Origin of the sequence: Rhodococcus sp. IEGM 1408 (assembly GCF_033142235.1) — a bacterium.
Classification (GTDB): Bacteria; Actinomycetota; Actinomycetes; order Mycobacteriales; family Mycobacteriaceae; genus Dietzia.
This window is the reverse complement of the sequence record NZ_JAWLRW010000002.1, coordinates 108,708-121,214: the sequence shown is the minus strand read 5'-3', so window position 1 is coordinate 121,214 and position 12,507 is coordinate 108,708. Positions and strand designations below refer to the sequence as shown.

At 70.0% G+C, this 12,507-nt stretch carries 11 protein-coding genes; 6 read left to right on the top strand and 5 right to left on the bottom strand.

Annotated features, from left to right (window positions below):
* Nucleotides 1–19: 19 nt before the first annotated feature.
* The 5 genes from whiA to secG all read left to right on the top strand — a co-directional run bounded on the left by whiA (nt 20) and on the right by secG (nt 4,721).
* A complete protein-coding gene (gene whiA, locus R4P08_RS03375; RefSeq protein ID WP_411741147.1) occupies nt 20–1,003 on the top strand; it encodes a DNA-binding protein WhiA in 984 nt (327 codons plus the stop codon).
* 137 nt (nt 1,004–1,140) lie between these two features.
* Nucleotides 1,141–2,157 carry a type I glyceraldehyde-3-phosphate dehydrogenase gene (gene gap / locus R4P08_RS03370; protein WP_317812355.1) on the top strand — a complete coding sequence of 339 codons (1,017 nt, stop codon included), beginning with the start codon at nt 1,141–1,143 and terminating at the stop codon, nt 2,155–2,157.
* A gap of 167 nt (nt 2,158–2,324) precedes the next feature.
* The gene (locus R4P08_RS03365) at nt 2,325–3,542 is read left to right on the top strand and encodes a phosphoglycerate kinase (protein ID WP_317812354.1); all 1,218 of its coding nucleotides are present in this window, start codon (nt 2,325–2,327) and stop codon (nt 3,540–3,542) included.
* 29 nt (nt 3,543–3,571) lie between these two features.
* Nucleotides 3,572–4,357: a triose-phosphate isomerase gene (tpiA, locus tag R4P08_RS03360; RefSeq protein WP_317812353.1), complete on the top strand. Its 786-nt coding sequence runs from the start codon at nt 3,572–3,574 to the stop codon at nt 4,355–4,357.
* Between the two features lie 130 nt (nt 4,358–4,487).
* Nucleotides 4,488–4,721: a preprotein translocase subunit SecG gene (gene secG, locus R4P08_RS03355; protein WP_317812352.1), complete on the top strand. Its 234-nt coding sequence runs from the start codon at nt 4,488–4,490 to the stop codon at nt 4,719–4,721.
* Nucleotides 4,722–4,828: 107 nt separating this feature from the next.
* Here the strand turns inward: secG and pgl are convergent, their stop codons facing one another.
* The 5 genes from pgl to tkt form a co-directional block, all read right to left on the bottom strand.
* Nucleotides 4,829–5,551, bottom strand: coding sequence for a 6-phosphogluconolactonase (gene pgl, locus R4P08_RS03350; RefSeq protein ID WP_317812351.1), 723 nt, complete (start codon nt 5,549–5,551; stop codon nt 4,829–4,831).
* Nucleotides 5,552–5,603: 52 nt separating this feature from the next.
* Nucleotides 5,604–6,524 (bottom strand): glucose-6-phosphate dehydrogenase assembly protein OpcA, encoded by a 921-nt coding sequence (locus tag R4P08_RS03345; RefSeq protein WP_317812350.1) that lies wholly within the window; start codon nt 6,522–6,524, stop codon nt 5,604–5,606.
* A complete protein-coding gene (gene zwf, locus R4P08_RS03340) occupies nt 6,521–8,035 on the bottom strand; it encodes a glucose-6-phosphate dehydrogenase (protein WP_317812703.1) in 1,515 nt (504 codons plus the stop codon). Before zwf ends, R4P08_RS03345 begins: the two co-directional genes overlap by 4 nt.
* A gap of 62 nt (nt 8,036–8,097) precedes the next feature.
* Nucleotides 8,098–9,207, bottom strand: coding sequence for a transaldolase (gene tal / locus R4P08_RS03335; RefSeq protein WP_411741146.1), 1,110 nt, complete (start codon nt 9,205–9,207; stop codon nt 8,098–8,100).
* Nucleotides 9,204–11,312 carry a transketolase gene (gene tkt / locus R4P08_RS03330; RefSeq protein WP_317812348.1) on the bottom strand — a complete coding sequence of 703 codons (2,109 nt, stop codon included), beginning with the start codon at nt 11,310–11,312 and terminating at the stop codon, nt 9,204–9,206. Before tkt ends, tal begins: the two co-directional genes overlap by 4 nt.
* 162 nt (nt 11,313–11,474) lie before the next feature.
* Between tkt and R4P08_RS03325 the strand changes: the two genes are divergently transcribed.
* On the top strand, nt 11,475–12,506 hold the full coding sequence (locus tag R4P08_RS03325) for a heme o synthase (RefSeq protein WP_411741163.1): 1,032 nt from the start codon (nt 11,475–11,477) through the stop codon (nt 12,504–12,506).
* Nucleotide 12,507 lies beyond the last annotated feature (1 nt).

Here is a 12,507-nt window from a genome sequence, read left to right as displayed (position 1 = left end):
AAGAACTAAGGAGCAGGGCGTGTCGCTGACCGCACAGGTCAAATCCGAACTCGTGAGGGTCCCGGTCGGGAACACCGAGACCCGGAAGGCGGAGGTGGCCTCGCTGCTGCGGTTCGCGGGCACCCTCCAGGTCCTCTCGGGCCGGCTCGTGATCGAAGCCGAGGTCGATTCGGGGGAGATCGCCAACCGGCTGGCCGGAGAGCTCGACTCCCTGTTCTCGGTGCCGTGCGAGATCCACCCGATCGGGGGATCAGGGGGGAAACCCGCTCGGAAGTTCGTCATCCGGGTGATCGACCGGGGCACCAACCTCACCCGCCAACTGGGGCTGGTCGACAACTCCGGGCGCACGGTCCGGGGACTTCCCGCGGCGGTCGTCGGCGGGACCGTGGCCGCGGCCGAGGCGGCGTGGCGCGGGGCGTTCCTGGCGCACGGCTCGCTGACCAAGCCCGGCCGATCCTCGGCGCTCGAGGTCACGGCCCCCGGCGCGGAAGCCGCGATGGCCCTGGTCGGTGCCGCACGCCGCCTCGGGGTCACGGCCAAGGCCCGGGAGGTCCGTGGGGGCGACCGGGTCGTCATCCGGGACGGCGAGGCGATCGGGATCCTGCTCGCTCGGATCGGTGCCACGGCCACCAGGGACATATGGGAAGAGCGGAGATCCCGTGGTGAGGGGCGCGCGACGGCCAACCGGCTCGCCAACTTCGACGATGCGAACCTGCGCAGGTCCGCCCGCGCCGCGGTCGCCGCCGCGGCCCGTGTCCAGCGTGCCCTGGAGATCCTCGCCGAGGACGTCCCGGACCATCTCCTGGCGGCCGGCGAGCTCCGTGTGCAACACCGTCAGTCGTCGTTGGAGGAACTGGGCCAGCTCGCCGATCCGCCGATGACCAAGGACGCCGTGGCCGGGCGGATCCGGCGACTGCTGTCCATGGCCGACCGCAAGGCCGCCGATCTGGGCATCCCGGACACCGAGTCCGTGGTGACCGAGGACATGCTCGACGAGGGCTGATCCGAGCCCCTCAACTCGTCCGCGCCCCTGTGGACCCTGCACAGGCTCCACAGGCGGCGGGTAGTCTGGGTCACGTCCTCGGACCCCACCCGGCCTTCAGGGCTTATTTTCTCGCACCACCTAAAAGGAGACACCACGTGACCGTGCGCGTAGGCATCAACGGATTCGGACGTATCGGCCGCAACTTCTACCGCGCGGTGGAGGCACTCAAGGCCGAGGGCAAGACGGATATCGAGATCGTGGCCGTCAACGACCTCACCACCAACGACATGCTCGCTCACCTGCTCAAGTACGACTCGATCCTCGGTCGCCTGGGCAAGGACGTGACCTTCGACGAGAACTCGCTCACCGTCGGTGGGACCAAGATCGGTGCGCTCGCCGTCAAGGAGGGCCCCTCCTCGGTGCCGTGGGGTGACTACGGCGTCGACGTCGTTGTCGAGTCCACCGGCATCTTCACCGACGCCGAGAAGGCCAAGGGCCACCTCGAGGGTGGTGCCAAGAAGGTCATCATCTCGGCGCCGGCCAAGAACGAGGACATCACCATCGTGATGGGCGTCAACGACCACGAGTACGACGGTTCGCAGACGATCATCTCCAACGCCTCCTGCACCACCAACTGCCTCGCGCCGGTCGCCAAGGTCCTGTCCGACGAGTTCGGGATCATCAAGGGCCTGATGACCACGATCCACGCGTACACGCAGGACCAGAACCTCCAGGACGCGCCCCACAGCGACATGCGTCGTGCCCGCGCCGCCGGCATCAACATGGTGCCCACCTCCACCGGCGCGGCCAAGGCCGTGGCGCTGGTCCTGCCCGAGCTCAAGGGCAAGTTCGACGGCTACGCCGTGCGTGTCCCGCTGCCCACCGGTTCGCTCACCGACCTCACGGTCGAGCTCGAGAAGAAGGCCTCGGTCGACGAGGTCAACGCCGCGATCCGCGCCGCCGCCGAGGGCCCCATGAAGGGCATCCTCAAGTACACCGAGGACCCGATCGTCTCGTCCGACATCGTGGGCGACCCGCACTCGTCGATCTTCGACGCGCAGCTCACCAAGGCGATCGACGGCCAGATCAAGATCGCCTCCTGGTACGACAACGAGTGGGGCTACTCCAACCGCCTCGCTGACATCATCGGCTTGGTCGGCAAGTCCCTGTAAGAACCCTCGAGAACCACTCTCGAACGGACGCACGCCGCACCACCACCGGGCCCGGTCCGGGAACGCCCAGAGCGTCCCGGCCGGGCCCGGAGTACATCGCCCCACCAGCATCGCCCCACCAGCATCACCCCACCAGCACCGCAGACCTCCCGACAGGAGTCCACCCCATGGCCGTGAGCACACTCCAGGACCTGCTCGACGCCGGCGTCGAGGGTCGCAAGATCCTCGTCCGCTGCGACCTCAACGTCCCGCTCGACGGGTCCACCATCACCGACTCGGGCCGCATCACGGCCTCGCTGCCCACCCTCAACGCGCTGCTCGACGCCGGGGCGGCCCTCGTGATCACCGCGCACCTCGGACGCCCCAAGGGCGCGGCCGACCCGGAGTTCTCGCTGGCGCCGGTCGCCGAGAAGCTGGGGGACGAGCTCGGTCGGTACGTGCAGCTCGCCGGTGACGTCGTGGGACCCGATGCGCGCGAGCGCGCCAACGGGCTCACCGACGGCGACGTGCTCCTGGTGGAGAACGTCCGCTTCGATCCCCGTGAGACCAGCAAGGACGAGTCCGAGCGCGCCACGTTCGCGGCCGAGTTGGCTGCCCTGGTGGGGGAGGACGGAGCCTTTGTCTCCAACGGTTTCGGGGTGGTGCACCGCGCGCAGGCATCGGTCTACGACATCGCCAAGATCCTCCCGGCCTACGCCGGTGACCTGGTCCAGAGCGAGGTGGAGGTTCTCGCGGGCCTGACCGGGAACACCGAGCGCCCCTACGCGGTGGTGCTCGGCGGGTCCAAGGTCTCGGACAAGCTCGCCGTGATCGAGGCGCTCGCCCCCAAGGTGGACACGCTCATCATCGGCGGCGGCATGTGCTTCACGTTCCTGGCCGCACAGGGCCACGGGGTCGGTTCCTCGCTGCTCCAGGAGGAACTGATCGACACCTGCCGGGACCTGCTCGAGAAGTTCGGCGACGTGATCACCCTGCCCGTGGACGTGGTGGCCGCCGACGGGTTCGCCGCCGACGCCCCGCACTCCACGGTGCCGGCGGACGCGATCCCCGACGGCACGATGGGCCTCGACATCGGCCCCGAGTCCGTCGCCCTGTTCTCCGAGAAGCTCTCCGCCGCCAAGACGGTCTTCTGGAACGGCCCGATGGGCGTGTTCGAGTTCGAGGCGTTCGAGGCCGGCACCCGCGGAGTCGCCGAGGCGATCATCACCGCGACGCGCGGCGGTGCCTTCTCCGTGGTCGGAGGCGGTGACTCCGCTGCGGCCGTCCGTACCCTGGGTCTGGGCGAAGAGAACTTCTCGCACATCTCCACGGGCGGGGGCGCCTCGCTGGAGTACCTCGAGGGCAAGGAACTCCCGGGCGTGACCGCGCTCGAGCGCACCAACTGATCCGCACGCGCCGACACACAGGAGAAAACATGGCACGCACCCCACTCATCGCCGGCAACTGGAAGATGAATCTCAACCATCTCGAGGCCATCGCGCTCGTGCAGAAGGTGGCCTTCGCGCTACCCGAGAAGTACCACGAGAAGGTCGACGTGGCGTTCATCCCGCCGTTCACCGACATCCGTGGCGTCCAGATCGTGATCGAGGGCGACAAGCTCGGCTTCGCCTACGGCGCACAGGACGTGTCGGTCCACGAGTCCGGGGCGTACACCGGGGAGATCTCGGCGGGCATGCTCGCCAAGCTCGGGTGCACCTACGTCGTGGTGGGCCACTCGGAGCGTCGCGAGTACCACGCGGAGACCGACGAGCTCGTGGCGGCCAAGGCCGCCGCGTGCCACAAGCACGGCCTCACCCCGATCGTGTGCGTGGGGGAGAAACTGGAGATCCGCGAGGCCGGTGAGCACGTGGCCCACGTGGTCGAGCAGCTCAAGGGCTCCCTGGCCGGCCTGACCACTCAGCAGCTCGCCGGCACCGTCATCGCGTACGAGCCCGTCTGGGCGATCGGCACGGGCAAGACGGCCTCCGCCGCCGACGCCCAGGAAGTGTGCGCGGCGATCCGCGCGGCCCTGGTCGAGCTGGCCGACGCGCCGACCGCCGAGCAGATGCGCGTGCTGTACGGCGGCAGCGTCAACGCCTCCACCATCGGGGAACTCCTCGAGCAGACCGACATCGACGGTGGCCTGGTCGGCGGGGCCTCGCTCAAGCCCGACGAGTTCGCGCAGCTCTCCGCCATCGCGGCCGGCGGCCCCCTGCCCTGAGCTGACGCACGCCCCGGCGCTACCCTCCCCACCTGGGCGGGCGCGCCGGGATTCGCCATGGAGACCCGACCGGGTAGTCTGGACCGGTCGTCATCCGATCGCCCGACCTGACGTAAGGCCCGATCCGCTCATGAAGCTCGCCCTGGATATCTTCCTCGTTGTCACCAGCCTGCTGTTGATACTGTTCATCCTTCTGCACCGCGGCAAGGGTGGCGGTCTGTCCTCGCTGTTCGGTGGCGGAGTCCAGTCCAGCCTCTCCGGCTCCAGCGTCGTGGAGCGCAACCTCGACCGGGTGACCGTGGTCATGGCGGTCCTGTGGCTCATCGCGATCATCGCCGTCGGACTCCTGGTCCGCTTCGGCTGACCTGCTTACCCGGACGCTCCGGCCCGCGGGCCACCAACGGGGTGCGCTTCTCTAGAGAGAAGCGCACCCCGTCGTCGTCGGTGGGCTCGCCGACCGACCGGCCGGTGTCAGCCCAGACCGGACGCGGCCCCCTCGTCGAGGTGGTAGGTGGTGGACTCCGTTCCGACCGCGCCGGCGACCGGCCAGTCCGACGGCGCCGCACCCTCGAGCCCTCGCGCCACGGCCTCGGCCTTGCCCTCACCGGAGGCCACCACCAGGACGTGCCGCGAACGGCGGACCGCCGGGAGCGTGAACGTCATGCGCTCCGGTGGCAGCTTGGGGCAGTCGCGCACTCCCACCACCAGTCGCTCGGTCTCGGCGACCGCGGGGGAGTCCGGGAAGATCGAATCGATGTGGCCCTCGGGCCCCATGCCCAGGAGGGTCACGTCGAAGATCGGGGCGTCGCCCGCGGGCAGCGCCAGCGACCCGAGGAACTGCGCGGCGGCGGCGTCGACATCGGCGTCCTGCGCCGTGCGCGCCGGCCAGCGGTGCACGGTGGGGCGGTCGCCGAGGTGGTCCAAGAGAACCTCGTCGAGCTGGCGGTCGTTGCGCTCCGCGTGGTCCGCGGAGACGAACCGCTCGTCACCGAAGAAGATGGTGACGCGTTCCCATTCCACGTCGGAGGTCGCGAGGGCGGCGGCGGTCTTCACCCCGACCGACCCGCCGGTCAGTGACAGGGTGGCCCGCCCGGCGGCGGCGATCCGCTCGGTCAGGTGCCTCGCGACGGCGGTCGCCGCGGCTGCGGCCACGGCGTCCGCGTCGGGATGGACGAGATGACGGAGGGCGGACATCGGTGCTCCTGTGGTCGGGGGCGTCTGGAGTCGCTGGAGACGCCGTGTTGGTTCAGCGGACGGACGCCGAGGTGTAGATCACGCGGTCGTGGTTGGCCAGTGCGTCGGCGTAGACCCCGTCGGCGTCCATCCGGCGTAGCTCCTCGGCCAGGCAGTCCGCCACACTCCGCTTCACCAACGCCACCCGCGTGGGCGGCTGGCCGGTGATGCGGAGCTCGGCGGACGTGGGGCTCACCTGCTCGATGACGATCGATCCGGACGCACGCTCGAGGACGACCATCCGCGGGCCCACCGCGCGGTGGACGTCGATGCCCAGCCGCGAGGCCAGCCAGCCGCCGGCGAGGTCGACGGACGCCGCCCGTTCCGGACCACACACGGTGGCGCCGGTGATGGGCTCGAAGGGGGGCCGGTCCAGGGTGGCGGCGAGCAGCGATCGCCAGTGGGTGATGCGGGCCCAGGCCAGGTCGGTGTCGCCGGGGGAGTATCCGGCGGCTCGCTTGGCCAGCGCGTCGGTCGGATGGCCCTCGGCGTCGGAGTCCACGATCCGGCGCCGCGCGAGGCGCCCCACCTTGTCCTGGGACAGCAACGTCGGGGAGTGCCGGGGCCACCACACGCCGAGCGGGGTGTCGGGCAGCAGCAACGGTGTGAGCAACGAGGCGGACTGAGACGCCATCGCCCCCGAGGTCCGCAACACCACGACCTCCGCGGCGCCCGCGTCGCCGCCGACCCGGATCTGGCCGTCGAGCCGGTCCGCCTTGGCGCGGTTGCCCCGGATCACCACGATGACCCGGCACGGGTGCTCGCGACTGGCCTCGTTGGCGGCCTCGATCGCCGCCTCGCTGCCGCCGACGTGGTCGGTGAGGACGATCAGCGTGAGCACGCGGCCGATGGTGCTCAGCCCGGCGTCCTCGCGGATCTGGACGAGCTTCTTGGAGATCGCCCGGGTCGAGGTGTCGGGTAGGTCGATGATCACGGTCGCCTCCAGGCGCGGCCGCTACGGGCCAGCATCTCGTCGGCACCCGGCGGGCCCCAGGACCCTGCCTGGTACTCCTCCGGCGTGCCCTTTGCGGCCCACTCCAGCAGCACGGGGTCGAGCAGACCCCAGCTCAGCTCCACTTCACGGGAGACGGGGAACAGCGACGGCTCGCCCAGCAGCACGTCGAGGATGAGCCGTTCGTAGGCCTCGGGTGAGGACTCGGTGAACGCCTCGCCGTAGGCGAAGTCCATGTTGACGTCCCGGACCTCCATGGCGGTCCCGGGCACCTTGGACCCGAAGCGCAGCGTGATGCCCTCGTCGGGTTGGACACGGATCACCAGGGCGTTCTGTCCGAGCTCCTGGGTCATGGTGGCGTCGAACGGCAGGTGCGGGGCGCGATGGAAGACCACGGCGATCTCGGTGACCCGCCGCCCCAGCCGCTTGCCCGTGCGCAGGTAGAACGGGACCCCGGCCCAGCGTCGGTTGTGCACCTCGAGGGTGATGGCGGCGTAGGTCTCGGTGGTGGAGGACGGGTCGTAGCCCTCCTCGCGCTTGAGGCCCACCACCTGCTCGGAGCCCTGCCACCCGCCCGTGTACTGGCCACGGGCCGCGGTCTCGGAGATCGGCAGCGCCAGCGAGGCGGATTCGAGCACCTTGGTCTTCTCGGCGCGAAGCGCGGCGGCGGAGAAGTCCGTGGGCTCCTCCATGGCCACCAGCGCCATCAGCTGGATGAGGTGGTTCTGGATGACGTCACGGGCCGCCCCGATCCCGTCGTAGTACCCCGCGCGACCCCCGAGGCCGATGTCCTCGGCCATGGTGATCTGCACGTGGTCCACGTGGTTGGCGTTCCACACCGGCTCGAAGAGCTGGTTGGCAAAGCGCAGGGCGAGGATGTTCTGGACCGTCTCCTTGCCGAGGTAGTGGTCGATCCGGAACACCGAGTCCTCGGGGAAGACCGCGGCCACCACCGCATTGAGGTCCCGGGCACTGGCCAGATCGTGCCCGAAAGGCTTCTCGATGACCACGCGGCGCCAGGAACCGTCGGTGGCCCGGCTGCACCCCGTGCGGTCGAGATGCCGGCAGACGGTGGGGAAATCGTCCGGCGGGATCGAGAGATAGAACGCATAGTTCCCCGCGGTGCCCCGTTCGGCTTCCAACGCGGTCAGCTGCTCGGCCAGCTTGTCGAACCCCTCGTCGTCGTCGAAGGTCCCGGTGACGAACCTCAGGCCCGCCGCCAGTTGCTCCCAGACGTCCTCACGGAACGGGGTCCGGCACCGCTCGCGGGCGTGCTCGCGGGCGTACTCCGCGAACTCGGTGTGGGTCCACCGGCGACGGCCGAAGCCGATGAGCGAGAAGCCCGGGGGGAGCAGACCCCGGTTGGCCAGGTCGTAGATGGCGGGGATGAGCTTCTTCTTGGACAGGTCGCCGGTCACCCCGAAGATGACGAGTCCGGAGGGTCCCGCGATGCGGGGCAGTCGGCGGTCCCGCGGGTCGCGCAGCGGGTTGATCGGCTCCTCCCGGGCGGCGGCGGAGTCGCCGCCGGCCGGGGAGGTGGGGGTGTCCGGAAGGGTCACGATCCTGACGAGATCTCGTCGATCCGTGCCGTGACCGTGGCGAGCAGGTCGTCCCAGGCGGTGACGAACTTCGCCACGCCCTGCTGCTCGAGGAGGGTGAAGACCTCGTCGAGGTCGATCCCCTCCGCCCGCAGCGCGTCGAGCGTCGCGCGGGAGGCCGCCCCGGTGCCGCGGACCGTGTCGCCCTCGAGCACCCCGTGGTCGGCAAAGGCCTCCATGGTGGCAAAGGGCATGGTGTTGACCGTGCCGTGCGTGACCAGCCCGGTGATGTAGAGGGTGTCGGGGTACGCGGGATCCTTGACCCCGGTAGAGGCCCAGAGCAGTCGCTGCGGGCGTGCCCCACGGGCGGCGAGGTCCGCGAACCGGCCGTTGGGGTCGAAGACCTCGTTGTAGACGTCCTGGCAGAGCCGGGCGTTGGCCAGGCCGGCCTGCCCCCGGAGCGCCGAGTCCGCGGCGAGGCGGGAGTCGATCTCGGAGTCCAGACGGGAGACGAACACCGACGCCACCGAATGGATCCGGGACAGGTCGTGCCCGGCGGCGGCCGCCTGCTCGAGCCCGGCGAGGTAGGCCTCGGCGACCCCGCGGTACTGATCGGCGGAGAAGATGAGGGTGACGTTGACGTCGATCCCGCGCCCGATGACCTCCGTGATGGCTGGGAGTCCGGCGCTGGTGGCCGGGATCTTGACCATGAGGTTGGGCCGGTCCACGACGGCGGCCAGCTCGACGGCCTGGCTCGTCGTCTCCTCGGTGTCGTCCGCGAGGCGGGGGTCCACCTCGAGGGAGACGCGTCCGTCGACGCCGTCGGTGGCCTCGTGGACGCCGGCCAGCAGGTCGCAGGCGTCCCGGACATCGGCGGTGGTGAGTGCGCGCACCACCGAGTCGAGGTCCCGGTCGGTCCGCACGGCTTCCTTGAGGGCGGACTCGTACGCCGACGAATCCGCGAGCGCGGACTGGAAGATGGCCGGGTTGGTGGTCACCCCCACGACCGAGTACTCGGACATCCGCTTCTCGAGCTCGCCCGAGGTCAGCAGTTGGCGGGACAGGTCGTCGAGCCAGACGGAGACGCCGGCGGCGCTCAGTGCGGCGAGATTGGCGTTGCTCATCATGCCTCCCGGGTGACGGCCGCGAGGGACTCGCGGGCCGCGGTGACCACAGCATCGCTGGTGATCCCGAATTCGGTGTACAGGGTCTGGTAGGGCGCCGAGGCGCCGAAGTGCTCGAGGGAGACCGGTCGGCCCGCGTCGCCGAGGAAGCGGTACCACGGCATCGCGATCCCGGCCTCGACGCTCACGCGGGCCCGGACGGACCGGGGGAGGACCGACTCGCGGTAGTCCGCATCCTGCTGGTCGAAGAACTCGACGCAGGGCATGGAGACCACGCGGGTCGGCACCCCCTCGGCCTCGAGGACGTCGCGAGCCGCGACGGCCAGGTGGACCTCGGAACCGGTGCCCATCAGGATGACCTGCGGCGTGCCGGTCGACGCCTCGGCCAGGACGTAACCGCCGCGCTCGACGCCCTCGCGGGCGAGCTCGGCCGTTCCCTCCAGGACGGGAACGTTCTGCCGCGTCAGGCACAGCCCCTTGGGTCCGTCGAGGGCCATGAGCATGGCGCGCCACGCGGCCGCGGTCTCGTTGGCGTCGGCCGGTCGGATGACCGCCAGACCGGGGATCGCGCGGAGTGCGGCCAGCTGCTCGACGGGCTGGTGGGTGGGGCCGTCCTCACCCAGTCCGATCGAGTCGTGGGTCCACACGTAGTAGGCGTTGCTGCCCTGGAGCGCGGCCAGGCGCACGGCCGGGCGCATGTACTCGCTGAAGATGAGGAACGTGCCGCCGTACGGCCGGGTGGGGCCGTGGAGCGCGATGCCGTTGAGGACCGCCCCCATGGCGTGCTCCCGGACGCCGAAGTGCAGGTTCCGTCCGTACGGCGACGCGGTCCAGGTGCTGGTGGAGATGGACGCGGGGCCGAACGAGTCCGCGCCCTTGATCTGGGTGTTGTTGGACCCGGCCAGGTCCGCCGACCCGCCCCACAGTTCGGGGAGCGTGGCGGCCAGCGCCTGGATGGCCTCCGCCGAGGCCTTACGGGTGGCGACGCCCTTGGGGTCGGCCTCCCACGTGGGCAGGTCGGCGTCCCAGCCCTCGGGCAGCTGACCGGAGTACACGCGGTCGAACAGCGCCTTGGCCTCGGGATTGGCGTCGGCCCAGGCGTGGAACATGTCGCTCCACTGGGCGTGGACACGGGCACCGCGGTCCTTGGCGCCGCGCGTGTGCGCGATCACCTCGTCGTCGACGGTGAACGGCGCGGTGCCACCCATGCCGAGCACCTCCTTGACCGCGTCCACCTCCTCCTGTCCGAGGGCGGCGCCGTGCGAGGCCCCGGTGTTCATCATGTTGGGGGCCGGGTAGGCGATGATCGTGCGCAGCACGATGATCGACGGCTTGTCCGTCACCGCCCTGGCGTCGGCGATGGCCTCCTCGATGGCCGCGATGTCCTCGCCACCGTTGACCGTCTGCACGTGCCAGCCGTAGGCCTCGTAGCGCGCGGCGACGTCCTCGTTGAACGCGATCTTGGTGTCGTCCTCGATCGAGATCTCGTTGTCGTCATAGATCGCGATCAGGTTGCCGAGCTGCTGGGTGCCGGCGAGGGACGAGGCCTCGGCGGTGACCCCCTCCTGCAGGTCACCGTCGGAGGCGATCACGTAAATGAAGTGGTCGAACGGGCTCTTGCCCGCGGGGGTCTCCGGGTCGAACAGGCCGCGCTCGTAGCGGGCGGCCATGGCCATGCCCACGGCGGAGGCCAGACCCTGCCCGAGCGGGCCGGTGGTGATCTCCACGCCGGCGGTGTGGTTCCACTCCGGGTGGCCCGGGGTCTTGGAGCCCCAGGTGCGCAGCGCCTTGAGGTCCTCGAGCTCCAGGCCGAATCCGGCGAGGTAGAGCTGGACGTACTGGGTGAGAGACGTGTGCCCGCAGGACAGGACGAAGCGGTCCCGGCCCACCCACTTGGGGTCCGTGGGGTCGTGACGCATCACGCGCTGGTACAGCGTGTAGGCGAGGGGAGCCAGGCTCATCGCGGTGCCCGGGTGACCGCTACCGCAGTTCTGCACGGCCTCGGCGGCCAGGACGCGAGCCGTGTCAACGGCCCGGGTGTCCAGGTCGGTCCAGTCGGACGGGTGGCGGGCAGTGGTGAGCTCGGTGATATCCGACGCGCTGGTCACTTGTGGTTCTCCCGGGTCGAGGGTGCGGCACGCGGATCCGCGCGTATGTCCTGGCCTACCTTAGTGGTCGCGGCGCGGCGGGGTCGGACCGTCCCCGCCCCCGCTCTTTCGCGGACCTCATGGGGGAGACGTAGTATCGCCCACGTAGTGCGTTCACATCTGCTGCGAGGAGTTCCGGTGCACGAATCCACCCCGACCCGGAGTGGGGGGCCGTCCGTCTCCCCTCCAGAGTCCTCGGGGCGGCCGGCTCCACCGCACGGGCGCGCCCGTGTAGTCGACGTCGTCATGTCGTATATCGCCCTGACCAAGCCTCGGGTGATCGAGCTGCTCCTGGTCGCCGCCATCCCCGCGATGCTGCAGGCCGACCGCGGTCAGGTCCACCTCTCGCTGGTCCTCCTCACCCTCGTCGGCGGCTGGCTGGGTGCGGCGAGCGCCAACACGCTCAACATGGTGGTCGACGCCGACATCGACAAGGTCATGAAGCGGACCGAACGTCGCCCGCTGGCGCGTTACGCCGTGACCCCCCGCGCCGCGCTGATCTTCGGACTGACCCTGGGCGTGTCCAGCATGCTGTGGTTGGGTCTCCTGGCCGGGAGCTGGCTGGCCGCCTTCTTCATCCTGCTGACCATCTGCTTCTACGTCCTCGTGTACTCGATGGTCCTCAAGCGACGTACCTCGCAGAACGTTGTGTGGGGCGGTGCTGCCGGATGCATGCCGGTGCTGGTCTCGTGGGCCGTGATCACCGATCACCTCCCCGAGGGCCAGCCGCACAACTGGTGGCAGGCGATCGTCCTGTTCCTCATCATCTTCTTCTGGACGCCGCCGCACACCTGGGCGCTGGCCATGCGCTACAAGGAGGACTACAAGGCCGCCGGCGTGCCGATGCTGCCCGTGGTCATGGGGCCCGAGGGCGTCACCCGACGGATCACCATCTACACCTGGGTGACCGTGCTGTGTTCCCTGGCGCTCGTGCCGGCCGCGGGCTGGGTCTACGCCGCCGGCGCCATCGGCTTCGGCGTGTGGTTCATCGTCATGGCGCACCGGCTCGAGGCCGGGGTCCGCCGCGGCGTCGAGGTCAAACCCCTCAAGCTGTTCATCCTCTCGAACAACTACCTGGCCGGGCTGTTCGTGGCCCTGTCGATCGACGCCGTCCTGGGACTCGAGACCATCTCGGAGATGTTCTCGCTGTTCTGAG

Coding starts and splice junctions, on each gene's coding strand:
- tpiA (WP_317812353.1), top strand. CDS start 3,572: ATGGCACGCACCCCACTCATCGCCGGCAACTGGAAGATGAATCTCAAC.
- R4P08_RS03365 (WP_317812354.1), top strand. CDS start 2,325: ATGGCCGTGAGCACACTCCAGGACCTGCTCGACGCCGGCGTCGAGGGT.
- pgl (WP_317812351.1), bottom strand. CDS start 5,551: ATGTCCGCCCTCCGTCATCTCGTCCATCCCGACGCGGACGCCGTGGCC.
- tal (WP_411741146.1), bottom strand. CDS start 9,207: ATGATGAGCAACGCCAATCTCGCCGCACTGAGCGCCGCCGGCGTCTCC.
- secG (WP_317812352.1), top strand. CDS start 4,488: ATGAAGCTCGCCCTGGATATCTTCCTCGTTGTCACCAGCCTGCTGTTG.